Source organism: Pseudomonas sp. MDT1-16, assembly GCF_054898115.1.
Map to the genome: position 1 here is coordinate 887,538 of NZ_CM142717.1, position 22,669 is coordinate 910,206.

18 protein-coding genes are annotated in these 22,669 nt (G+C 59.7%); 3 read left to right on the forward strand and 15 right to left on the reverse strand.

What is annotated here, in order from left to right:
• Nucleotides 1–164: 164 nt before the first annotated feature.
• The gene (locus tag ACYZT3_RS03950) at nucleotides 165–1,112 is read left to right on the forward strand and encodes a DnaJ C-terminal domain-containing protein (protein WP_282376740.1); all 948 of its coding nucleotides are present in this window, start codon (nucleotides 165–167) and stop codon (nucleotides 1,110–1,112) included.
• A gap of 23 nt (nucleotides 1,113–1,135) precedes the next feature.
• Entirely contained in the window at nucleotides 1,136–1,444 is a 309-nt protein-coding gene (locus ACYZT3_RS03955) for a chaperone modulator CbpM (RefSeq protein ID WP_282376741.1), read from the forward strand.
• An 11-nt stretch (nucleotides 1,445–1,455) separates the two neighbouring features.
• On the opposite strand, the gene ACYZT3_RS03960 is transcribed toward ACYZT3_RS03955, so the two are convergent.
• Complete coding sequence (locus ACYZT3_RS03960; RefSeq protein ID WP_282376742.1) at nucleotides 1,456–2,583, reverse strand: sensor histidine kinase; 1,128 nt, start codon at nucleotides 2,581–2,583, stop codon at nucleotides 1,456–1,458.
• A 249-nt stretch (nucleotides 2,584–2,832) separates the two neighbouring features.
• On the opposite strand from ACYZT3_RS03960, the gene ACYZT3_RS03965 reads away from it, so the two are divergent.
• Entirely contained in the window at nucleotides 2,833–7,935 is a 5,103-nt protein-coding gene (locus tag ACYZT3_RS03965) for a dermonecrotic toxin domain-containing protein (protein WP_462031552.1), read from the forward strand.
• A gap of 61 nt (nucleotides 7,936–7,996) precedes the next feature.
• Here ACYZT3_RS03965 and ureC read toward each other — a convergent pair whose 3' ends face one another.
• The 14 genes from ureC to ACYZT3_RS04035 form a co-directional block, all read right to left on the reverse strand.
• Nucleotides 7,997–9,697 (reverse strand): urease subunit alpha, encoded by a 1,701-nt coding sequence (ureC, locus tag ACYZT3_RS03970; protein WP_282376744.1) that lies wholly within the window; start codon nucleotides 9,695–9,697, stop codon nucleotides 7,997–7,999.
• Nucleotides 9,698–9,829: 132 nt separating this feature from the next.
• Entirely contained in the window at nucleotides 9,830–10,138 is a 309-nt protein-coding gene (locus tag ACYZT3_RS03975) for an urease subunit beta (RefSeq protein ID WP_282376746.1), read from the reverse strand.
• Complete coding sequence (locus ACYZT3_RS03980; RefSeq protein WP_095127352.1) at nucleotides 10,138–10,671, reverse strand: GNAT family N-acetyltransferase; 534 nt, start codon at nucleotides 10,669–10,671, stop codon at nucleotides 10,138–10,140. Before ACYZT3_RS03980 ends, ACYZT3_RS03975 begins: the two co-directional genes overlap by 1 nt.
• 6 nt (nucleotides 10,672–10,677) lie before the next feature.
• Nucleotides 10,678–11,211, reverse strand: a complete 534-nt coding sequence (locus ACYZT3_RS03985) for a GNAT family N-acetyltransferase (protein ID WP_462031553.1) — start codon at nucleotides 11,209–11,211, stop codon at nucleotides 10,678–10,680.
• 9 nt (nucleotides 11,212–11,220) lie between these two features.
• Nucleotides 11,221–11,523, reverse strand: a complete 303-nt coding sequence (gene ureA, locus ACYZT3_RS03990; protein ID WP_462031554.1) for an urease subunit gamma — start codon at nucleotides 11,521–11,523, stop codon at nucleotides 11,221–11,223.
• 127 nt (nucleotides 11,524–11,650) lie between these two features.
• Nucleotides 11,651–12,490 carry an urease accessory protein UreD gene (locus ACYZT3_RS03995; RefSeq protein WP_282376749.1) on the reverse strand — a complete coding sequence of 280 codons (840 nt, stop codon included), beginning with the start codon at nucleotides 12,488–12,490 and terminating at the stop codon, nucleotides 11,651–11,653.
• Between the two features lie 43 nt (nucleotides 12,491–12,533).
• Nucleotides 12,534–13,232, reverse strand: a complete 699-nt coding sequence (gene urtE / locus ACYZT3_RS04000) for an urea ABC transporter ATP-binding subunit UrtE (protein ID WP_462031555.1) — start codon at nucleotides 13,230–13,232, stop codon at nucleotides 12,534–12,536.
• Nucleotides 13,233–13,367: 135 nt separating this feature from the next.
• Nucleotides 13,368–14,240, reverse strand: a complete 873-nt coding sequence (gene urtD, locus ACYZT3_RS04005) for an urea ABC transporter ATP-binding protein UrtD (protein ID WP_462031556.1) — start codon at nucleotides 14,238–14,240, stop codon at nucleotides 13,368–13,370.
• Nucleotides 14,237–15,316 (reverse strand): urea ABC transporter permease subunit UrtC, encoded by a 1,080-nt coding sequence (gene urtC, locus ACYZT3_RS04010; protein ID WP_462031557.1) that lies wholly within the window; start codon nucleotides 15,314–15,316, stop codon nucleotides 14,237–14,239. Before urtC ends, urtD begins: the two co-directional genes overlap by 4 nt.
• A complete protein-coding gene (urtB, locus tag ACYZT3_RS04015) occupies nucleotides 15,316–16,818 on the reverse strand; it encodes an urea ABC transporter permease subunit UrtB (RefSeq protein ID WP_462031558.1) in 1,503 nt (500 codons plus the stop codon). The genes urtC and urtB overlap by 1 nt, the downstream gene beginning before the upstream one ends.
• A 146-nt stretch (nucleotides 16,819–16,964) precedes the next feature.
• Nucleotides 16,965–18,230 carry an urea ABC transporter substrate-binding protein gene (urtA, locus tag ACYZT3_RS04020; RefSeq protein WP_282376755.1) on the reverse strand — a complete coding sequence of 422 codons (1,266 nt, stop codon included), beginning with the start codon at nucleotides 18,228–18,230 and terminating at the stop codon, nucleotides 16,965–16,967.
• Between the two features lie 279 nt (nucleotides 18,231–18,509).
• On the reverse strand, nucleotides 18,510–19,877 hold the full coding sequence (locus ACYZT3_RS04025) for a PepSY-associated TM helix domain-containing protein (RefSeq protein ID WP_462031559.1): 1,368 nt from the start codon (nucleotides 19,875–19,877) through the stop codon (nucleotides 18,510–18,512).
• 127 nt (nucleotides 19,878–20,004) lie between these two features.
• Complete coding sequence (locus ACYZT3_RS04030; RefSeq protein WP_462031560.1) at nucleotides 20,005–22,122, reverse strand: TonB-dependent copper receptor; 2,118 nt, start codon at nucleotides 22,120–22,122, stop codon at nucleotides 20,005–20,007.
• An 82-nt stretch (nucleotides 22,123–22,204) separates the two neighbouring features.
• A complete protein-coding gene (locus ACYZT3_RS04035; protein ID WP_282376758.1) occupies nucleotides 22,205–22,654 on the reverse strand; it encodes a DUF2946 domain-containing protein in 450 nt (149 codons plus the stop codon).
• Nucleotides 22,655–22,669 lie beyond the last annotated feature (15 nt).

Consider the following 22,669-nt stretch of genomic DNA (forward strand, 5'->3'; position numbering starts at 1 on the left):
TGGGCCTGGCAGCCACAGGACGGTCGCAAGTACCGCCCACCGCTGCCGATAAACTTCTGATGCGCTGCCCGGTCTCAAGCTCGAGATCGGTCAACCTGGCGGCGGGCAATGAGCGCATGCTGCCAGTGGTGGCGTGATTTTGATAACGGATGGTGATTCCCGCGATGGACTTCAAAGACTATTACAAGATTCTCGGTGTGGAGCCGACCGCGGACGATAAGGCGATCAAGGCCGCCTATCGCAAGCTGGCGCGCAAATACCACCCCGACGTCAGCAAGGAAAAGGACGCCGAGTCCAAGTTCAAGGACGCTTCGGAAGCCTATGAAGCATTGAAAAACGCCGACAAGCGCGCCGAATACGACGACTTGCGCAAATACGGCCAGCACGGCCAACCGTTTCAGGGCCCGCCGGGTTGGCAGGGGCGTGGTGCAGGCGGTTTCGGTGGTGGTCAGGACACGGGCGATTTTTCGGACTTCTTCAGTTCGATCTTCGGCAACCGTGGCCCTGGTTTTGGTGGTGGACAGTCGGGCCGTAGCGCTGGACGACGAGGGCAAGACGTGGAAATGGAACTCGGGACTTTTCTGGAAGAAACCCTCTCGAACGAATCGAAGAAGGTCACCTTCCAGGTGCCGCAGTACAACGCTGCCGGCCAACACGTCAGCAACACCAGCAAAAGCCTGAACGTGAAAATCCCGGCCGGCGTGTCCGACGGCGAACGCATCCGCCTCAAGGGCCAGGGTGCACCGGGTGTTGGTGGCGGGGCCAATGGCGACCTGTTCCTGATCATTCGCTTTGCGCCGCACCCCAAGTTCGACGTCGAAGGCGAAAACCTGATCATTACCTTGCCGTTGGCTCCGTGGGAATTGGCGTTGGGCGCCGAAGTTGCAGTGCCGACACTTACGGGCAAGATCAACCTCAAGGTTCCGGCCGGCAGTCAGAATGGCCAACGCATGCGTGCCAAGGGCCATGGATTGCTGAACAAGGCCGGTCATCGCGGTTATTTGTTTGTACAGCTCAAGGCCGTCATGCCCAAAGCCCCGGACGATGAGGTCAAGGCGTTGTGGCAGGAGCTGGCCAAAAAAGCGGCTTTCAACCCGAGAGAACACTTCTGATCCCAGAGACGGAGTAGCCCATCATGAGCAACCCCCTGATCGTTCAACTGGACATGGCAGAATTCTGTGAGGCGACCGACCTGTCGGACGTCTACGTGATCGAAATCGTCGAACACGGCATCCTCGAACCTCAGGGCAACCAGCCCAAGGATTGGCGTTTCAACGATTATGAGCTGGCACTGGCCAAGCGCGCCGCCAAGCTGCGTCGCGAACTGGAACTGGAGTGGGAAGGCGTCGCCCTGGCGCTGGACCTGCTTGAGGAAGTCCAGCAACTGCGGGCCGAGAACCGCATGCTCAAGCAGCGGCTGGGGCGGTTGGTGGTGGACCTGTAGGGGCTTTGATTTCAGATCTTGCGTGGCAACACCACGGTAAACAGCGTGCCGTCAGCCTCACTGGAACTGACCTCGATCGTCCCGCCATGGGCGTTGACCACTTCCTTGATGATAAACAACCCCAGACCAAGGCTGGTCGTCGGTTGGCCAAGCTGCTCGTCGGCGCTGCGCACCAGCGGATCGAAGATCGTGCCGATAGCTTCCTCGGGAATCGGCGTTCCGTAGTTATGCACCGTGAGGCGAACCGCGTCGGGTTCGCCCGTCAGGCTCAGTGTCACATCGCGCTTGTTCATACCATGCTGTAGCGCATTGCCGATCAGATTCTGCAACAGTTGATCAAGCCGTCCGGCATCCCAGACGCCTCGGGTATCTCCCTGCACGTTCACTGTCGGATCGCACTCCGGGTTGCCGGCGCACGCTTCAGCTATCGCGGCATGCGCCGCATCGGCCAGGTCCATGGGCGCCGGTTCGATTGGCAGGCTCTTGCCCAGGCGACTGCGCACAAGCTCCAGCAAATCGCTGACCATCACCGCCATGTGCCGCGCACCGCGCTTGACATTGATCGCGCAGGTCAGCGCATCGCCTTCGAGCGGCGCTTTGCGCAGCAGCAACTCTGTGGACATGCTGATCGCTTGCAGCGGCGCGCGCAGATCGTGGCCCAGGATGGCCAGGAAAATATCCCGTGAGCGATTGACTTGTTCGGCATAGGCCGCCGTTGATTCGGCGAGGGCTTCATCAATCGCTTCGTTGAAACGGATCATGTCCTGGAAGTACGTCAGGTTCGGCGAGTCCAGGCTGTTGACCCACAGACGAATCACACAAGCCCGCAGGTGGCGGAATTCGCTGGTCATCTGCACCAGGTCGAAGCCCACGGTATGCCGCAGCTCGCCATGGCTCGCGCTGGCCTCATCCAGACTCGGGGTTTTTTCCAGGCCTTCACCCTTGGCCTTGGCGAGCTGTTCGCTGGCGGTTTGCGAGGTGCTCATGTCCCGCGCGGCGGCCAACAGAATCGCCTTGGCATGATCGCGCAAGGCGGCTTGATCCATATTCTCGGCCGCTGGGGTGATCGTTCTGGCGAACTGCTCCCATTCATCGACGATACGATCTACATGTTGCCTGATGAATTCGGGTAAGCGCATGACCGGGTTCCTGGGCATTTTGGAGGCTAGACGTGTCGCATAGTAGCGTCTTTGGGGCGGAAAAAAACTACCGCTGACGCAAAGGCATACCCAAGGTTTTCAGGGGCTGTATATATGTATTGTTAGTACTTTGATTTTCGAAAGAGAGGCGCCTGTTCAGATGTTTAACCAACAGATATTTAGTCTTTTGTTTTTTGAGCGTGTGCATAGTCTAGAGGGTCTCAAAATTAATTTTAAGGTTGTTGAGCCATGTCTGATTTGCAAGGAGGCCAGAGGCCTGAATCTTCATCTGTTTCAAGTGCGGGGGATAAAGGTGTTCATTATCAACGAGTGATGCAGGTCATTCCCCAGGCCATACGTAACGCCTCGCCGACACGACTCAAATCGCTCATGAATCTCAAGGCAGATATACCCGAGTGGTACATGAGCGCGCGGGATATTGACCGTGATTATCTAAAGGAACTGCTAAAAGACCGTTGGCGTTTGCAGGGTGAGCTGGATCAGGTCCTGAATGATCTACAGCACGATATCAATGCCTTTGCCCAGCCTCTGCTCAGGTCCGCATTGAAATCAAACGTCGACATTGACGAAGACCCAAATACCCTTTCGCTGCATCTGAATGTACCGAGCAAAATTATTTTTGATATCGATACCGGTGCCAGTGTTATCAGGCGTTCGTCGTTGCTTGTGGCAGCGCTGCACAATTTCGATGAGGCAGAGACCAAGGAAGGGGCTTTTCGAAGCGATTCGGGTGTTTACCGCGAAGATTCGCGCGGGGTACTTGTACAGGACAACGCCATAACGCCGCAAAAGTTTGCGTCGCTGTGTCGCACCCTGGACATCGGCGCGCACTATCAAACCCATATTAAAGCGCGACTGCGGCCGCAGGACCCCAATGCCAGGCGCGTACTCCAGGAACGCTCAATCGCCAGTGAAAAAGCGGCCTTCAAGTTATCTGCCCTCGTTTCCCATTTAAAAGGTGATCTCAATGCTAGCGCCTATGGTTGCCTTCGCGAAGTTGTGGAGGGTAACCGAACGGTCAAATTATACGGTCGTCCCCTGCTGAGTCATCGTGTGTCCCTGATGGGTTTCAAGTTGACGGGGATTGTATTGTTCAGTGCCGTGAGCGAACCCTCTGAAATAAAGAAAGCGATAGAGGCGCTGACGCCGCAGAGTTTGAAGTTCTGGACTGACTGGTCTCGTCGACTACCTGTTTTGCCGGGACACGTGTATGAGCAATACACATTACTTCAGTGCTTTTTTGCCAACGGACCTCAAGGCGTCATTGATGAAACTTTGCGTAACGAAGATATTTATCAACAGAGCCGTTTGAGCGGTCCGTTGATTGCCTACCTACCCGACGATCCGAACCATCCGCTGAAAGAGTACGCTTCGTTGGCGGACTTTATGACGACGCTGATCAGCCAGCTGCGCACTTCGGACTACCAGGCGTTTTTCAGCCGGTTCGTGGAGCAGAAGGACAAGGGGCGATTTTTCGCTCGGGTCAACGAGCGTCTCAGGACCTTCACCTGGCAGCAACGTGAGCCTTTGGACATGGGGCCATGGTGGCGGGAAACCGCGATCGAAAACCCCAACGCAGAGCCCATCACCAACCTCATTGCCGACGAACTGTGGGGTACGTTGTTCCGGCAGCGGCGGGACAAGGCAATAGCCGACGCCCGGCTGATTGCAGTGCCGACCGGCGACGAAGACGCAGCAGCGCGCTGGAAGCGCTTGACCAGCGTTCTGGATATCGCCTGGAACATCTTCAACTTTGCCGCGATGCTGGTGCCCGGTTTCGGCGAAGCGATGCTGGGCATCATGGTCGGGCAAATGCTTGCGGACCTGGCTGAAGGCATCGAGGACTGGAGTAATGGCGACAAGGAGCAAGCATCGGCCTACATCAACGGCGTATTGATCAACTTCGCCCAGCTGGCGTTGATGGGTACTGGGCATGTGTTACCGGCGAAAGTCATACCGATCAAAACATCGTCTTTCGTCGATCAGCTTAAGCCCCTGCAAATCAACGGTAAGGAACGGCTCTGGCATCCGGACCTGACGGCTTACGAACATCCCGCGATATTGCCCGAAACAGCTCAGGCGAACGATTCGGGTATTTATCGTCATCAAGGTCAGGATTTGCTGCCGCTGGATGGCAAAAATTATGCAATGACCCAAGACGCTGACACCGGGCAATATCGCTTGCGACATCCAACCCGGCCCGGGGCTTATCAGCCAGTAGTTGAACAGAATGGTGCGGGGGCCTGGAAAACCGAATTCGACCAACCGCTCGCCTGGGACAAAACACGCTTGATGCGCCGACTGGGGGCTTCAGCACGGGATTGGCCGGATGAGACGCTGGAGCAAATCCTGACCGTGGCTGGCGTTTCGGAGGACGCCTTGCGACGGTTGCATGTCGAGCTCGACGCGCCGCCGGTCATGCTGTCCGATACGCTCAAACGTTACAGGCTGTATGCCGAAGCAGGTGAGGTGGGTCAGCAAATACTGGCCAATCAGGTACCCGAGGCGTTGATGAGAGAAATAACGAGCCTGATGACCGATTTGCCTCGCTGGCCAGAGCAGAGGGCCGTGGAGATCTTCGATGGCCCTGAGTTGAAAGGAGCATCGACCGTCGTTGGCAACATTGAGGCAACGAGCGCGGACTGCATCAAGCTGACCCGTGCCGAGTTCCGCTCCGGTCAGTTGCCCCAGCGCACCCTCGAAAGCCTGGGTGAACAGGAAATCCATGATCTGCTTGGCCAATCGATACCCAGCTCTAAAGAGGTGCGCGTCCAGGCATTAAAAGAAAAGCTGGCGAGGGAGGCTACGAAAAAACGCAAGCGGTTGTTCGAATCCTTGTACAAGCAGCACGACGTCGCCGACGGGGCTCTGGTGCATGTGTTGACCGACGCCTATCCAGAGCTACCAAACGCTGCCGCTGCAAAACTGATGCTGGAGGCTACCCCGGCCGACCTGAGACATCTGTCAGAAAAGCAGGCCGTTCCCTTGCGCTTGCGCGAACGGGCACGCCAGGCTCGACAAAGTGTGCGCGTGAGTCGCGCCTATGAGGGGCTGTATCTGGAAGATTTGGAGAACAACGACACGCGACGGTTGCAACTGGCGTCGTTGGCCACCCTACCGGGCTGGTCCAACGATGTACGCATCGAAATTCGTGAGTTCTCCTTCAGCGGCAAGCTTAACGCCAGTGTCGGTCCCGAGAATGCACCCATCCGCAAAGTGTTGATTCTTGAGGATGAAGGCGGCTATCAGGCACGTGATGAGAAGAGTCAACATTTGCACGGTATCGATGATTTTTTTGCTTCTCTGCTGCATGCGTTGCCGGACACCGAGCGTACAGCGCTGGGGTATGACATTTTCGAAGGCGAGCGGCTCAGGCTTGACCTGCAGCGCTCGCCGCTTGATCGCGAGCGATTCGAGTCGGCCTTGAATGATTACCCGGTGCGTAAACCTGCTTATGACCCTGAAACGATGCGTCTGCGTGGCGGCATGCAAGGGTATCGCCAGATCGCCAATGAAGCCTTGTTGAAACGACGGGTTCAAGCGCTCTATCCGGGATTTTCCGACGAACAAATCACTTCCTTGCTCGAAGAGTTCGCCGACGCGGCCCCTTTGCGTGTCGATGCCCTGGAAGACGAATTCGACCAGTTGGACACCACGATGCGACACTGGCTGAACGCTTCGACGGCCTTTTTTCGCTTCAGTCCTGCAGGGATTGCAGAGTGGGATCTGCGCAACAAACTCTACAAGGTGATCAGGCAATGCTGGCAAAGGACCGGGCCCTCGGGTGTCGACGCTCCAGGCATCGTCCGCCCGCAGCACCTTGATCTGACGGGTTTGCCAATGGGCCGACACCTTGAGAGTTTTCCCAGGTTGACTGCCAATTTTGATCACGTTACGAGCCTGAGCATGCATGAAACCGGTTTGCTCAGCAGCCAGGAGCCGTTTCTCGAGCCTTTGCGCGGGCTTCGCTTTCTGGACTTGGGCGATAACCTGTTGAACCGCTTGCCGCCGGTCGTAGGCGACATGCGCTACCTCGATAATCTGGCGCTGGGTAACAATCAAATCGTGCTGACTCAGCAGGCGGTGGCGCACTTGAGAGGATTGACCCGACTCAGGGCACTGGGATTACGAGGAAATCCGTTAAGGCTTGCGCCTGACATCAGCCAGATGCCCAATCTGGAAATACTCAATCTTGAGCGAACAGACCTGGACCGATGGCCCGTCGGCCTGTTCGCCATGCCGCGTCCGCGCCACTTCTACTTGAATCTTCAATTCAACCGTTTGATCGACATTCCAGACGTTGCCCCCGGTTCGTTCCGTGCCGAGTTACTGGCGCGGACCCTCGTCAGTCGCGAACCTGAGTGGATGTCGGCAAGTGTTTTGGAACAGCTGAAACGCTATACGGAATCGGTGGGCCTGGACCCCGAGCGCCCTTATCCGCCGTTGGGCTTGCTGGACAGCATCAACTGGGGGCAGGGCATGCCTGAATCGTCGTTCAGAAGCAGGCTGATCTTATGGGACGAGATTGAAGATGAGTTCGGCTCCGAACCGTTCTTCAACGAGATTGGAAAGCTGACCCAGTCGGCAGACTTCACCGCAGCGGAGTCATCCTATCGCACCGAATTGACCGCCAAGGTCTGGCGAATGCTTGAGGCCATGAACGAGAACACGGCGCTGCGCGAAGAGATTTTCACCGAAGCCTCGGCAACGACGGCCTGTTCCGATGGCGGTACCCAGCTCTTTAACGCGCTAGGGCTCAGGGTGTTGATTCATGAGGCTTACGCTTTGCAGAACCCGGCACTGGTCGAGGCCCAATTGCTGGAACTGGCCCGAGGCAAGTCTCGCCTGGATGAATTGGGCGCTATCGCACGCAGCCGTGTGGCCGATCGCTTGGCGAACGGAGAAACCTTCAGGCGTGTCGATGTCAGTGGCCGCGTCACCGGGACGATCGATGAAGTGGAGGTTCACCTGGCCTACATGACTGATCTGGCGGAGCGTCTGAATTTGCCTTGGCAATCGCGTGGCATGCTCTTCAGAAACATGGCCGGGGTTACCCAAGAGATGATCGAAGCTGCTGGTGTGAGGGTGCTGGCGCTGGAGGAAGGAGACCTGCTCATAGAGAGAATTCTTGAGCAGCCTTTCTGGAAGATTTACCTCGAAAACATCTATCGCCAGGCGTTCGACAGCCTGGCGCTTGAGCTGCAGGACGGAGATGAAATGGCCCACTTCAACGCGATCAAGGCGCTGGAAAAAACCTTGACGAAGCAGGCTGTGGAGCGTGCAAGGCTGCAAAGGACGGAATTACCGTTCGCGGTGCAGTACGATCACTGATTGATGTTTTGATGAGCCCCGAATGCGCTGCCGCATTCGGGGCTTTTTATTGAGAAGACCGTCAGAACAGAAAATAACGCTGCGCCATGGGCAAGGTTTCGGCCGGCTCACACCATAATAAAACCCCGTCGGCTTTCACTTGATAGGTCTGCGGGTCGACGTCGATATTCGGCAAATAATCGTTGTGAATCAGGTCGGTTTTCTGCACGTCGCGACAGCCTTTGACCACCGCGATTTTCTTCTTCAGGCCCAAGGCCTCGGGCAAACCCGCCTCCTGCGCCGCCTGACTGATAAAGGTCAGGCTGGTGGCGTGCAGCGAACCACCGTAACTGGCGAACATCGGGCGGTAGTGCACCGGTTGTGGCGTCGGGATCGAGGCGTTGGCATCGCCCATCAGGCTGGCGGCAATGGCGCCACCCTTGAGGATCAGCGTCGGTTTGACCCCGAAGAACGCCGGGCGCCACAGCACAAGATCCGCCCATTTGCCCACTTCGACCGAGCCGACTTCATGGCTGATACCGTGGGTGATTGCGGGATTGATCGTGTACTTGGCGATGTAGCGTTTGGCGCGGAAGTTGTCGTTGCCTTCGCCATCACCGGGCAGCGGGCCGCGCTGTTTTTTCATCTTGTCGGCGGTCTGCCAGGTGCGGGTGATGACTTCACCGACGCGGCCCATGGCCTGGCTGTCGGAGCTGATCATCGAGAACGCGCCGAGGTCGTGGAGGATGTCTTCAGCGGCGATGGTTTCACGACGGATGCGGCTTTCGGCGAAGGCCACGTCTTCGGCAATGCTTGGGTCCAGGTGGTGGCAGACCATCAGCATGTCGAGGTGTTCGTCGATGGTGTTGCGGGTGAACGGCCGGGTTGGGTTGGTCGAGCTCGGCAGCACGTTGGCGAAACCGCAGGCTTTGATGATGTCCGGGGCATGCCCGCCGCCCGCGCCTTCGGTGTGATAGGTGTGAATGGTGCGGCCTTTGAAAGCGGCGAGGGTGGTTTCGACGAAGCCCGATTCGTTGAGGGTGTCGGTATGGATCGCCACCTGCACATCGTATTGGTCGGCGACGTTCAGGCAGTTATCGATGCTCGCCGGGGTGGTGCCCCAATCCTCGTGCAACTTCAGGCCGATGGCGCCGGCCTTGACCTGCTCGATCAACGGCTCCGGCAGGCTGGCGTTGCCCTTGCCGGTGAAACCGATGTTCATTGGGAACGCATCGGCGGCCTGGAGCATGCGCGCCAGGTGCCACGGTCCGGACGTGCAGGTGGTTGCATTGGTGCCAGTGGCCGGGCCGGTGCCGCCGCCGATCATGGTGGTGACGCCGCTCATTAGCGCTTCTTCGATCTGCTGCGGGCAGATGAAGTGGATGTGCGTGTCGATGCCGCCCGCAGTGAGGATCATGCCTTCGCCGGCGATGACTTCGGTGCTGGCACCGACCGCAATGGTCACGTTCGGCTGGATGTCCGGGTTACCGGCCTTGCCGATGGCGGCGATGCGGCCGTCCTTGAGGCCGACGTCGGCCTTGACGATGCCCCAGTGGTCGATGATCAGTGCGTTGGTGATCAGGGTGTCGACGACCTCTGCGGCGAGTAATTGGCTTTGGCCCTGGCCGTCGCGGATGACTTTGCCGCCGCCGAATTTCACTTCTTCGCCGTAGGTGGTGAAGTCTTTTTCCACTTCGATCCACAGTTCGGTGTCGGCCAGACGGACTTTGTCACCGACGGTGGGACCGAACATGTCGGCGTAGGCCTGACGGGAAATCTTCATTCGTTCGCCTTGGAATTTGATGATCGTTCCCACGCTCTGCGTGGGAATGCCGCCATGGACGCTCTGCGTCCGCCGTTATGTGACGCGGAGCGTCACGGGATGCATTCCCACGCAGAGCGTGGGAACGATCAGCTAGTCCAGGTCACCCATGATCCGTCCGGCAAACCCGAACACCCGGCGATGCCCGGCCAGGTCTACCAACTCGACTTCGCGGCTCTGGCCCGGCTCGAAGCGCACGGCAGTGCCAGCGGGGATGTTCAGGCGCATGCCGCGACTGGCGGTGCGGTCGAACGTCAGCGCATCGTTGGTTTCGAAGAAGTGGTAATGCGAGCCGACCTGGATCGGCCGGTCGCCGCTGTTGGCCACCTTCAGGCTGAGGGTGCGGCGGCCCACGTTGAGTTCGATGTCGCCGGGCTGGATCTGGTATTCACCGGGAATCATCAATGGGCTCCCTGGAGAATCTTGTAGTAGAGCGCGGTCGGTTTGTAGCGGCCGCTCGGGTCGCAGGCATAGTCGGGGATTTCACCTGCGCGGGTGTAACCCAGAGCCTTGTAGAAGTCTTCGGCAGGGGAGCCGGCCTCGGTGTCGAGGTAGAGCATGCCGCGCTTGTGTTGGAGGGCGGCCGTTTCCAGCGCACTCATCAACTGTTGGCCCAGGCCCCGGCGACGCGCATGTTCACGTACCAGCAGTTTTTGCACTTCGGCGCGGTTGAGGCCATTGGCCTTCTGGCACAGGGTCAGTTGCACACTGGCCTGCACTTGCTCGTCCTTGACCACCACCCACAGCAGCACGTTGCCCTTGTTCAGGTTTTCTTGAACATCATCGAAATAGGCTCGGGCCTGAGTGGCGTCCAGATTGGCCATGAATCCGACGCTGGCGCCATAGCCGACGGCGTCGAGCAACAAGTCAATCAAACCCTGACGATAGTGCGCAAAGCTTTCAACATTGACGCGGCGCAGTTGGGCGGCGTTCATGGGAATTTACTCCTTGTTGGCGGTCGGCGGTTCCGCGCCAGGATTGAGGGTCAGTTGCATGAAGGTCAGGTCCAGCCAGCGGCCGAATTTGGTGCCCACCTGAGGCATGTGGCCGGTCGTCACGAAACCGGCTCGTTCATGCAGGCGGATGGAAGCGGCGTTACCGCTTTCGATGGCGGCGACCATCACGTGCTTGTCGCAACCTTTGGCACGCTCGATCAACGCGGTCATCAGTTGCGGGCCGAGACCATTGCCGCGCTGGTCGCTGCGCACGTAGACCGAATGTTCGACGGTGTGGCGAAAACCATCGAACGGGCGCCAGTCACCAAATGAAGCGTAGCCCAGGACAGTGTTGGCGCTGTCGACGATCACCAGAATCGGGTAACCCTGGGATTGCCGGGCGCTGAACCAGGCCTGACGATTGCCCAAGTCCACGGCTTGTTCGTTCCAGATTGCCGTGGTGTTAAGCACGGCGTCGTTGTAGATGTCGCGGATCGCCGACAAGTCGGCATGCGCTGCATCGCGAATGGGGTAAGTCATGGCGCGGCCTCAGGCGATCGGTTGGTGAACGGTGACCAGTTTGGTGCCGTCGGGAAAGGTCGCTTCGACCTGGATCTCTGGAATCATTTCCGGGATGCCTTCCATCACTTGTTCGCGATTGAGCAGGGTGGTGCCGAAGTGCATCAGCTCGGCCACGGTCTGGCCGTCACGGGCGCCTTCTAGCAGCGCTGCGCAAATGTAGGCCATGGCTTCCGGATAGTTGAGTTTCACGCCGCGAGCCAAACGTCGCTCGGCCACGAGGCCGGCGGTGAAGATCAGCAGCTTGTCTTTTTCGCGTGGGGTCAGGTCCATCGTAGAAATCCATAATTGGCAGATAAAAAGGTGACTACACCCTGTAGGAGCGAGGCTTGCCCGCGAAGGGGACCTCGAGGTCGCCAAAAGCTTCGCGGGCAAGCCTCGCTCCTACAGGGATCGGTGTTCAGGTGCTCCATATTCTTGGGGGGACAGCTTCCCGGCCGAGCAACGCGGGCCTCAGCAACCGCCACAAATCAATCAACCAACCCCGCGCCAGCAACGCTTCACTGGCTAAACACCGAGCCACCAAAAGCCCCGGCAACTGCGTCAAATCCCCGCGCACGTCATGGGGCAACGAACGGCATTTCTCCAGCAATTCACTATCAACCTCCCCAGTCACCAACAACGTCGCAAACACCGGTTGCCCATCCAGCCCGATCGGCGAATCAAGCAATCCGTCACCCCCGACAATGCGCTGGCGTTCATGCCAGAGCAACTGGCCGTCGCGGCGGATGTCCAGCTGCGCCTGAAAATGTCCGAGGTCGAAACGCTCGCCGCTGGCCGGACGCCCCAGCGCCACCACGTCCCAGTAGAACAATCGGGCATCGTCTTCAAGGTCGATGCACGTGCTGAGTTCAGCCTGCGCGGCGCTGAAAATGATCGTCTCTTGTGGCAACCATTCCAGTGTCGCACCGCTCGCCACGTTCAAATCCAGCTGCTGATAGGCGGGGCCGGCAGCGCGATACCACTTGGCCGCGCCAGGACTGGTGATTTGCGCCCAGGCATCCGTGCCGACACTGGCCGAGATGGCCAGTCGATCACCGCCGGCAATTCCGCCCGGAGGGTGCACGATGATGTGCTGGCAAACTTCCGGCCCTTCGGCATACAGATGCTTCTGCACCCGCAGCGGGCCTTGGTGGCGGCGCTGAACCGGGCGCGTACTGTCGCCGAATCGGGCGTAGCCCAGTTCCAGCTCGGCGTGCCAGCTGGGGGTAAACAGGACAGTGGGAAGAGGTAAATTCATGGTTTCTAATTATCGTTGGGACGCTACAGATTAGATCGTAGCCTTATATCGTAACCAAGCCGCGTACACCCTCGGCTTCCATATTTTCTCCGCGACCCTGCTGCACGATCTCGCCCCGGGACATCACCAGGTACTGATCGGCCAGTTCGGCGGCGAAATCGTAGAACTGCTCCACCAGCAAAATCGCCATGTCGCCGCGGGCCGCGAGCTTCTTGATCACCGCGCCGATTTCCTTGATCACCGACGGCTGGATGCCTTCGGTGGGCTCGTCGAGAATCAGCAGGCGTGGACGGCTGGCCAACGCTCGGCCGATCGCCAATTGCTGCTGTTGGCCACCGGACAAATCACCCCCGCGCCGTTGCTTCATTTGCAGCAGCACCGGAAACAGCTCGTAGATGAACGCCGGGACTTCCTTGGCTTCAGCGCCGGGAAATCGCGACAGGCCCATCAGCAGGTTTTCTTCCACGGTCAGCCGGCCGAAAATTTCCCGACCCTGAGGCACATAAGCGATTCCGGCATGCACCCGCTGGTGTGGCTTGAACGTGGTGATCGGTTTGCCTTCCCAACTCACCGCGCCCTCTTTGGCTGGCAGCAACCCCATCAAACACTTGAGCAGCGTGGTCTTGCCCACACCATTACGCCCGAGCAGGCAGGTGACTTCACCGACCTTCACCTCAAACGTCAGGCCCCGCAGGATGTGGCTACCGCCGTAATACTGGTGCAGCTTGTCGACTTGCAGCATGTTCAAATTCCTCTCATTCCCTGTAGGAGCGAGGCTTGCCCGCGAAGAACGATGACGCGGTCTTGCAGTTGGATCGAGGCGTCGCCTTCGCGGGCAAGTCGGATCGCCGCACCGCTCGCTCCTACAAGAGCAACATCATCTTCCGAGATACACCTCAATCACCTGCTCATTGTCCTGCACCTGTTCCAGCGACCCTTCGGCCAGCACGGCGCCCTGATGTAACACGGTGACATGGTCGGCGATGGCGCCGACGAAGCCCATGTCGTGCTCCACCACCATCAGCGAATGCTTGCCCGCCAAGTTCTTGAACAATTCGGCGGTGAATTCGGTTTCGGCGTCGGTCATGCCCGCCACCGGCTCGTCGAGCAGCAACAGTTGCGGGTCCTGCATCAGCAACATGCCGATCTCCAGAAACTGCTTTTGACCGTGGGACAACAAACCCGCCGGGCGATTGACCGAGCTGGTCAGGCGAATGGTGTCCAGCACTTCGCTGATGCGATCTTTCTGTTCGCCACTCAAACGAGCCCGCAGGCTGGCCCACACCGACTTGTCGGTTTTTTGCGCCAGCTCCAGGTTTTCAAAAACGCTCAAGGCTTCGAACACCGTCGGCTTCTGGAACTTGCGACCGATGCCGGCCTGGGCGATTTGCACTTCGCTCATCTGCGTCAGGTCGAGGGTTTCGCCGAACCAGGCTTTGCCGTGACTGGGGCGGGTCTTGCCGGTGATCACGTCCATCAGCGTGGTCTTGCCCGCGCCGTTGGGGCCGATGATGCAACGCAATTCGCCGACGCCGATGTACAGATTCAAGTCGTTCAGCGCCTTGAAACCATCGAAGCTGACGCTGATGTCTTCCAGGGTCAGGATCGTGCCGTGCCGGGTGTCCAGGCCGGGGCCGACGCGCTGGCCCAGGCCGATGGCGTCGCGGCTGCTGCCCTGATCCCTGTTCGGTTCCAGGGGCGGAAAAAAGGCCGGTTCGAGCATGAATTCAGCCGTCGCAGTCACTCTCATTGCTCACTCCTTTTTTTTAGCAAACCGATCACGCCGTTGGGCAGGTACAAGGTCACGACGATGAACAGCGCGCCGAGGAAGAACAGCCAGTACTCCGGGAACGCCACGGTGAACCAGCTCTTCATGCCGTTGACCACACCGGCGCCGAGCAGCGGGCCGATCAGCGTGCCGCGACCACCCAGCGCCACCCAAACCGCGGCTTCAATGGAGTTGGTTGGCGACATCTCACTGGGGTTGATGATCCCGACTTGCGGCACGTACAGCGCGCCGGCCAGGCCGCAGAGCACTGCGCTCAACACCCAGACAAACAGCTTGAAGCCACGCGGGTCGTAGCCGCAAAACATCAGGCGGTTTTCCGCATCTCGCAGCGCGGTCAACACCCGGCCTAACTTGCTTTGCGCCAGGCGCCAACCGATGAACAGGCTCGCCACCAGCAACACCACGGTGGCGAAAAACAGCACCGCGCGGGTGCCCGGTTCGGTGATGCCGAACCCGAGAATGGTGCGGAAGTTGGTGAAGCCATTGTTGCCGCCAAACCCGGTTTCGTTGCGGAAGAACAACAGCATCCCGGCGAAGGTCAGGGCCTGGGTCATGATCGAGAAATACACGCCCTTGATCCGCGAGCGGAAGGCGAAGAAGCCGAACACCAGCGCCAGCAACCCCGGCGCCAACACCACCAGACACATCGACCAGAGGAAGCTGCTGGTGCCGGTCCAGTACCACGGCAATTCAGTCCACGACAGGAAGGTCATGAACGCCGGCACGCCATCGCCCGAGGCCTGGCGCATCAGGTACATGCCCATCGCATAGCCGCCGAGGGCGAAAAACAAACCATGACCAAGGGACAGAAGGCCGGCGTAACCCCAGACCAGATCGAGGGCCAGCGCGACAATCGCGTAGCAAAGAATCTTGCCCACCAGCGTCAGCGTGTACGCAGAGACATGAAACGCGCTGTCCGGCGACAACAACGACAGCAGCGGCAACGCCAGCAACAGAACGAGGATCACTGCGCCAACGGCGATCGTGACTTTTGGGCCGGCTTTTTGTGTTGCGGTAACGAGCAGGGGCTGGTTCATCAGTCGATCACCCGTCCTTTCAGTGCGAAGAGGCCTTGCGGACGTTTCTGAATGAACAGAATGATCAGCGCGAGGATCAGGATCTTGCCGAGCACGGCGCCGATCTGCGGTTCGAGAATTTTGTTGGCGATGCCCAGGCCGAAGGCTGCCAGCACGCTACCGGCCAACTGACCGACACCGCCGAGCACCACCACCAGGAACGAGTCGATGATGTAGCTCTGGCCAAGGTCCGGGCCGACGTTGCCGATTTGACTGAGGGCTACGCCACCGAGCCCGGCAATGCCCGAGCCGAGGCCGAACGCGAGCATGTCCACGCGACCGGTCGGCACGCCGCAGCAGGCCGCCATGTTGCGGTTTTGGGTAACGGCGCGAACGTTCAAACCGAGGCGAGTCTTGTTCAGCAGCAACCAGGTCAGCACCACTACAAACAGCGCGAACGCGATGATCACGACGCGGTTGTACGGCAGCACCAGGTTGGGCAGCACTTGAATCCCGCCGGACAGCCAGGCCGGGTTGGCCACTTCAACGTTCTGCGCGCCGAACATCAATCGGACCAGCTGAATCAGCATGAGGCTGATGCCCCACGTGGCGAGCAGGGTTTCCAGCGGACGGCCGTAGAGGTGGCGAATCACCGTGCGTTCCAGCGCCATGCCGATAGCGGCGGTCACGAAAAACGCCACGGGCAGCGCGATCAGCGGGTAGAACTCGATGGCTTGCGGGGCGAAGCGTTGGAACATCAGCTGCACCACGTACGTCGAGTACGCGCCGAGCATCAGCATCTCGCCGTGAGCCATGTTGATGACGCCGAGCAGACCGAAGGTGATCGCCAGACCGAGTGCGGCCAGCAGCAGGATCGACCCCAGGGACATACCGCTGAAGGCCTGGCCGAGGATCTCGCCGATCAGCAGTTTGCGTTTGACTTGAGCGAGGCTGGTTTCGGCAGCGGTACGCACATTGGCGTCGGCTTCGACACCGGGTTGCAGCAGGCTTTCGAGGCGAGTGCGAGCCAGTGGATCACCGGTTTCACCGAGCAGGCGAACAGCGGCAAGGCGCACGGCCGGGTGGGTGTCCACCAGTTGCAGATTGGCCAGCGCCAGGCTCAAAGCCGCGTGGACGCTTTGGTCTTTTTCGCCAGCCAGTTGCTGGTCGAGGAATGCAAGCTGCGCAGGTCTAGCGCTTTTCTGCAATTGCTGCGCGGCGGCCAGACGGAGGTTGGCGTCGGTGGCGAGCAATTGGTGGCTGGCCAGCGCGGTGTCGATCAGACCGCGCAGGCGGTTGTTCAGGCGCAGGGTTTTCGGTTGGCCTTCGACGGTCAGCGCGCCTTGTTGCAGGGCGTTGATCAGTTCGATGCGAGCCGGATCGGGTTGCGCGGCCCAGGATTCGAGAAGCTTGGCTTGCTGCACGGGATTGGCCGCGACGAAGTCTTCGGCGTCGCCGGCGTGAGTGGCCATCGGCAGTAAGAGCGCGAGGGCGAGGAAGATGCGGTAAACGGCAGTGAGCATGTCATTGGCCTTACGTATTGATCGTTCCCACGCTCCGCGTAGGAATGCCGCCACGGACGTTCCGCGTCCGCTTTGGAAGTGACGCAGAGCGTCACGGGATGCATTCCCACGCAGAGCGTGGGAACGATCAGGCTGGGCGGGGTGAATCAGTTGCTCTTCACCGCATAATCCGGCTTCTTGTCGTTACCCGAGATAAACGGGCTCCAAGGCTCTGCACGGATCGGCCCTTCGGTCTGCCACACCACGTTGAACTGTCCGTCCGCCTGAATCTCGCCGATCATCACCGGTTTGTGCAGGTGGTGGTTGGTCTTGTCCATGGTCAGGGTGTAACCGGACGGCGCGGCAAAGGTCTGGCCGGCGAGGGCCTCGCGGACTTTGTCGACGTCGGTGGACTTGGCTTTCTCAGCCGCTTGCGCCCACATGTGAATGCCCACGTAGGTGGCTTCCATCGGGTCGTTGGTCACCGCTTTGTCGGCGCCCGGCAGGTTGTGTTTCTTGGCGTAGGCTTTCCAGTCAGCGACGAACTTCTTGTTCGCCGGGTTCTCGACCGACTCAAAGTAGTTCCACGCCGCGAGGTTGCCCACCAACGGTTTGGTGTCGATGCCGCGCAGTTCTTCTTCGCCGACGGAGAACGCCACGACCGGAACGTCGGTGGCTTTCAGGCCCTGGTTGGCCAGTTCTTTATAGAACGGCACGTTGGAGTCGCCGTTGACGGTGGAGATGACCGCGGTCTTGCCACCGGCCGAGAATTTTTTGATGTTGGCCACGATGGTTTGATAGTCGCTGTGGCCGAATGGGGTGTAGACCTCTTCGATGTCCTTGTCCGTCACCCCTTTGGCGTGCAGGAACGAGCGCAGGATCTTGTTGGTGGTGCGCGGGTAGACGTAGTCGGTGCCCAACAGGAAGTAACGCTTGGCGCTGCCGCCTTCTTCGCTCATCAGGTATTCCACCGCCGGGATCGCCTGCTGGTTCGGCGCGGCGCCGGTGTAGAACACGTTCGGCGACATCTCTTCACCTTCGTATTGCACCGGGTAGAACAGCAGACCGTTGAGTTCTTCAAACACCGGCAATACCGACTTGCGCGACACCGACGTCCAGCAACCGAACACCACCGCGACCTTGTCCTGGGTCAGCAACTGACGACCCTTTTCGGCGAACAGCGGCCAGTTCGACGCGGGGTCCACGACCACGGGTTCGAGCATCTTACCGTTCACGCCACCCTTGGCGTTGATCTCGTCGATGGTCATCAAGGCCATGTCTTTGAGCGACGTTTCGGAGATCGCCATGGTGCCGGACAACGAATGCAGAATACCGACCTTGATGGTCTCGGCGGCCTGGACAGTCCAGGTCATGCCCATTGCGGCAATGGATGCCGTGAGTGTGAAAGCCTTGATCAAGCTGCGACGCTTCATTGTGCGATCTCCATGAACTTATGAATTTTATGGGTGGCAGATGCGGACTACTGAAGGGTCTTTAGCAAGGGCTGTGCCTGTTCGGCAAAAGGCAGGGAAATGTCGCATTAGAGCGGTTGCACGGTTTGGGCGGCGCACCATGAAGGATCGCGCCTGGCGCGTTGGTGCGAAGAGGTGCGCCACATTGGGGCGCGACGATTGCCCCTGTGGGCCTGTCCACAGGGGTAGCACGAGGTGCAAAAATTTAACCCATTGCACCGTGGCTAGCGTTTTTGAGTATCAGGCCGCTTGAGTTTTTGTAGTCATTCGCGACAAAAGCACCCGGTCGAGCAGCCAGACCGCCACCAGCGAAGCGCCTACCAACGGAAAGGCCACCGCCAGTGCAAACATGATGACCATCGCGGTTTTCCATTTCGGCAGATCGTGGCGCAGCGGCGGAACACCGAATTTTCCCTCTGGACGGCGCTTCCACCAGATCACCCCGCCGCTGACGGCGCTGAGCAGAATCATCAGGCAGATCAGCAGCACGATGATCTGATTGAGCGGGCCGAACATTTTGCCTTCGTGCAACATCACGCCGATTTCCGTCGCGCGGGCGACGGTGCCGTATTGGGCGAAGCGCACGTCGGCGAGGACGTCGCCGGTGTACTGATCGACATGCAAGGTGGCGTCGTTGCGGGGGTCGTCGGCGAACACCGCGATGGTGAACACGCCGGTGGCGGTCGTCGGCACGGTGATGCTGTAACCCGGTTCGACCTTGCGTTGCACAGCGATGTTCTGCACGTCCTGCAAGCTGATGGTCGGCGCGGCGGGGCCGGCTTGCGCGCCGCCGTGGGCCATGTGTTCGGCGTGGTCGCCGGACATCGGCATCGGCGTGTTTTCCATCGCCCATGGCACGGTCTGGCGGGTGGCGGTGTTGAGACTGCGGGCCTCGACATCGGACTTGGGCACGTCATCCCACATCGCCGCCGGAAAGACATTCCAGACTTCGGCGTATTGCTTGCCCCAGAACCCGGTCCAGGTCATGCCACTGAGCAGCATCACCAACAGCAACGACGCGCCCCAGAACCCGGTTACCGCGTGCAAGTCACGCCAGAGCACTCGACCGCGACTGCTCAAACGAGGCCACAAAATTCCGGCGGCCTGGCCGCGCGGCCACCACAGAAAGACGCCGGAGACCACGAGCACCACGCCCCAACCGGCGGCCAATTCGATCAGTCGATCACCGACGGTGCCGATCATCAACTCGCCGTGAATCGCTCGCGCAACCGCTTGCAGATTCTTCTTCGCGTCTTGCTCGCCGAGGATGTCGCCCTGGTAGGGATCGACGAACACGTTCAGCTCATTGCCGGCATTGAGCACGACAAATTGCGCGCTGCGTTCGGCGTTGACCGGCGGCAGGTACTGCTTGATCTGACCCTGTGGATACGCCGCTTTTACCCGCTTGAGCAGGTCGTCGGCCGGGACGCTGTGATGCCCGGCCGGGACGTTCAGCAGGCTGCGGTACATCAACGGGTCGAGTTGCGGTTTGAACAGGTAAATGATGCCGGTCAGGGCCAGCATTACCATGAAAGGCGCGACGAACAGACCGGCATAAAAATGCCAGCGCCAGGCCAGGTTGTAAAAATTCACTGTGGGCTGTTTCATCGGTTGTGCTCCGCTTGGCTTGGTTCTTTTGTTGTTGTCCGGTGACTGCTGCGCAGTCATTCGCGAGCAAGCTCGCTCCCACAGGTTCAACACTGTCCATGTGGGAGCGAGCTTGCTCGCGATGCTCTTAAAAACTCATATCCACCTTGGTCCAGAGCGTGCGCCCCGGTTCTTTAATGGCTTGCGGGTCATTGGCCGGGTAGCCAAAACCGGCGTTGCCAGCCAGGTTCAAATGCTCGGCATACGCCTTGCCGAACAGGTTGTCGACGCCCGTGCTGACCTTCCAGTTTTTGTTAATTCGGTAGGCGCCATTGAGCGAGAACACGCCAAAACCCGAGGTCTTGTCGAAGTCCTTGCCGACGACGTTGCCCTTGTTCTGGTCGATGCGGTTTTGCGCCGCAACCACCCGCCACAAGGCACCGGCGCTCCAGTTGTCTGCGCTGTAGGTCAGGCCAAAACGTGCGTCCAGCGGCGGCATTTGCGGCAGTGCGTTGCCGTCGCTGCTGTTCTTGCCCCAGGCGTAGGCCAGGGTCGCATCGGCCTTCCAATGGGAGGTCAGTTTGTAGGCCGCACCCAATTCGCCGCCCATGATTCGTGCGTCGATGTTTTGTGCTTGCGAGGTCATGCCCATCATGGCGGGCGTGTAGTTGAACAGGATGTAGTTGCGCACCTGCCCGACGTATCCCGAGGCCCAGGTTTCCAGGTCTTCGGTCTTGTATTGCAGGCCGAAGTCGAGCTGGGTGGTTTTCTCAGGCTTGATCGAATCGAAGGCATTCACCGATCCGGCGGGCCCCGATTTGGGCGAAAACAGCTCCCAGTAATCCGGGAAACGCTGGGTGTGGCCGAGGCCGGCATACAGCGTGGTCGGGCTGTCCTCCAGATCATGCTCGTAACGAACGAAGCCGCTTGGCAAGGTGTCGGCGCGGGTATCGTCGGCGGTCGGGTTGGCGCGAGTCATCATTCCCGAGCCAGTGGTCTGCCGATAATCCTTGGCCGAGGCGCGGTCCAGGCGTGCACCGGTAATCAACCGATCACGGTCGGCGGCGTACCAGGTCAATTCGCTGAACACGCCGTAGTTGTGGAAGTCGGCGTCCTTGTTGCGTGGCAGTTCCTTGTAGACGTCGATGCCCATGGCGCTGCGTTTGCGATGTTCGTTGGTCTGCGCATCGATGCCGCTGATCAACTGCACATCGGCCCAGCGCCAGGTGGCTTTGATCCGTGCGCCGAGGGTTCGACGGTCGACGTTGGAGGCCATCGGGCCGGCCATCATTCCGGTGCCGGACGGCGTGCGCAGGGTGTAGTTGTCCATCACGTGGTCGGCGTAGTTGTAGTAAATCTGCGCTTCGACTTTATCCAGCACATCGCCGATGTTCGACTGCTCGAAACGCAGGCCCAGGCTTTCGCGCTTGAACTGCGAGCCGTCCATGCTGCGCCCGGCGTAACGGGCTTCGCCATCGCCCTTGCCGGCGGTCAGTTCCAGCAGGGTGTCAGCGTCCGGGGTCCAGCCAACTGCCACATCGCCGTTCCATTTGTCATAGCGCGACGGCACGGTGTCGTTGTTGCCGTCCCGGTAGTCGTCGGCATGCGCAGTGTTGCCGATCACTCGCACGTAACCCAGTGGCCCGCCGGCAGCGGCGTCCACCACCTTGTCGAAACGCCCGTTGGAGCCAGCCAGCAGGCTGGCGTTCACTCGGGTGCCGAGTTCGCCGAAGCTTTCCGGCTCACGGTCGAAGAGGATGGTGCCGGCCGATGCGCCGGGTCCCCAGAGCACGGTTTGCGGGCCTTTGATGACGGTCAGTTTGTCGTAGGTTTCCGGCGAGATGTACGAGGTCGGTGCGTCCATTCGGCCGGGGCAGGCGCCAAGCAACTGGCCGCCGTTGGTGAGGATGTTCAGCCGCGAACCGAACATGCCGCGCAGCACCGGGTCGCCGTTGGTGCCGCCATTGCGCACCAGGGCGAAGCCGGGGATGGTTTTGAGGTAGTCACCACCGTCGCTGGCGGGTACCGGTTGGCGCGGGTCCTTGGGGTTGGTGACGATGGTCAGCGGCGAACTCGGCGCGATGGCGGTGATCACCGTTGGGCTCAGTTCTTCACTGTGACCGGCGTGTTCATCGGCCAGCACCGTCGGTGTCAGCAGTGCACCGCAAAGGAAGGCGGCGGCGTGCCTGAAACGAATACTGGATTCGTTCGAGGCAAAAGAAGCTTGGGCAGGGCTCAAGCGTGTGTCAGCAGAAAACCTGGACATGACAATTTCCATCGAACAGTCGTAAACGACACGGCCGGCAGCGGGGCTGTCTTCTAAACCGTGTGAGAGCGGATGTGGGTGTTTACGCGTCGATGGGTGGGGCGCGAGTGCGGGCACCGGGGAAGAAGGTTTGCCGGGCGTGGCCCAGTCGGGGGGAAGGGGTGGTGAAAGTGGTGGCTGTTGGCGTGTCGTACGCGATGAAGGACTGGCCGCCGGTCAGCGCCGGGCAATTGAACAGCAGGCTGCAATAGCCGCATTTTTCCCAGAGCGCGTGGTCCGAGGCTTTGGGCGTGCAGTGCTCGGCGGCGGGTTGCGCGCCGTGGTCGGCGTGCTCCATTGCCGACATGTCCATGCTCATGTCCATTGACATGCTCATCGACATCGACGAGGCGCGTTGATCCATCGGCATCGACTGAGAAATCAGCGGGCCGATAAAGATCATCAGCATGGCGAACAGGCTGATCCAGCTGCCGCGCGTCAGGCTTAACGGCTGACGACGGTGGGCGGATGACCTGGCGCTAAGCGGGCGCATGGGCGTTTCCAGCTC

Excerpts from the sequence above, each read along its gene's own strand:
- ACYZT3_RS03995 (WP_282376749.1), bottom strand. The coding sequence starts at position 12,490 with ATGAATTTACCTCTTCCCACTGTCCTGTTTACCCCCAGCTGGCACGCC.
- ACYZT3_RS04030 (WP_462031560.1), bottom strand. The coding sequence starts at position 22,122 with ATGTCCAGGTTTTCTGCTGACACACGCTTGAGCCCTGCCCAAGCTTCT.
- ACYZT3_RS03980 (WP_095127352.1), bottom strand. The coding sequence starts at position 10,671 with ATGAACGCCGCCCAACTGCGCCGCGTCAATGTTGAAAGCTTTGCGCAC.
- ACYZT3_RS04035 (WP_282376758.1), bottom strand. The coding sequence starts at position 22,654 with ATGCGCCCGCTTAGCGCCAGGTCATCCGCCCACCGTCGTCAGCCGTTA.
- ureA (WP_462031554.1), bottom strand. The coding sequence starts at position 11,523 with ATGGACCTGACCCCACGCGAAAAAGACAAGCTGCTGATCTTCACCGCC.
- ACYZT3_RS03960 (WP_282376742.1), bottom strand. The coding sequence starts at position 2,583 with ATGCGCTTACCCGAATTCATCAGGCAACATGTAGATCGTATCGTCGAT.
- urtD (WP_462031556.1), bottom strand. The coding sequence starts at position 14,240 with ATGAGAGTGACTGCGACGGCTGAATTCATGCTCGAACCGGCCTTTTTT.
- urtB (WP_462031558.1), bottom strand. The coding sequence starts at position 16,818 with ATGCTCACTGCCGTTTACCGCATCTTCCTCGCCCTCGCGCTCTTACTG.
- ACYZT3_RS04025 (WP_462031559.1), bottom strand. The coding sequence starts at position 19,877 with ATGAAACAGCCCACAGTGAATTTTTACAACCTGGCCTGGCGCTGGCAT.
- ACYZT3_RS03975 (WP_282376746.1), bottom strand. The coding sequence starts at position 10,138 with ATGATTCCCGGTGAATACCAGATCCAGCCCGGCGACATCGAACTCAAC.
- ACYZT3_RS03955 (WP_282376741.1), top strand. The coding sequence starts at position 1,136 with ATGAGCAACCCCCTGATCGTTCAACTGGACATGGCAGAATTCTGTGAG.
- ACYZT3_RS03965 (WP_462031552.1), top strand. The coding sequence starts at position 2,833 with ATGTCTGATTTGCAAGGAGGCCAGAGGCCTGAATCTTCATCTGTTTCA.
- urtC (WP_462031557.1), bottom strand. The coding sequence starts at position 15,316 with ATGAACCAGCCCCTGCTCGTTACCGCAACACAAAAAGCCGGCCCAAAA.
- ACYZT3_RS03985 (WP_462031553.1), bottom strand. The coding sequence starts at position 11,211 with ATGACTTACCCCATTCGCGATGCAGCGCATGCCGACTTGTCGGCGATC.
- urtE (WP_462031555.1), bottom strand. The coding sequence starts at position 13,232 with ATGCTGCAAGTCGACAAGCTGCACCAGTATTACGGCGGTAGCCACATC.
- ACYZT3_RS03950 (WP_282376740.1), top strand. The coding sequence starts at position 165 with ATGGACTTCAAAGACTATTACAAGATTCTCGGTGTGGAGCCGACCGCG.
- urtA (WP_282376755.1), bottom strand. The coding sequence starts at position 18,230 with ATGAAGCGTCGCAGCTTGATCAAGGCTTTCACACTCACGGCATCCATT.
- ureC (WP_282376744.1), bottom strand. The coding sequence starts at position 9,697 with ATGAAGATTTCCCGTCAGGCCTACGCCGACATGTTCGGTCCCACCGTC.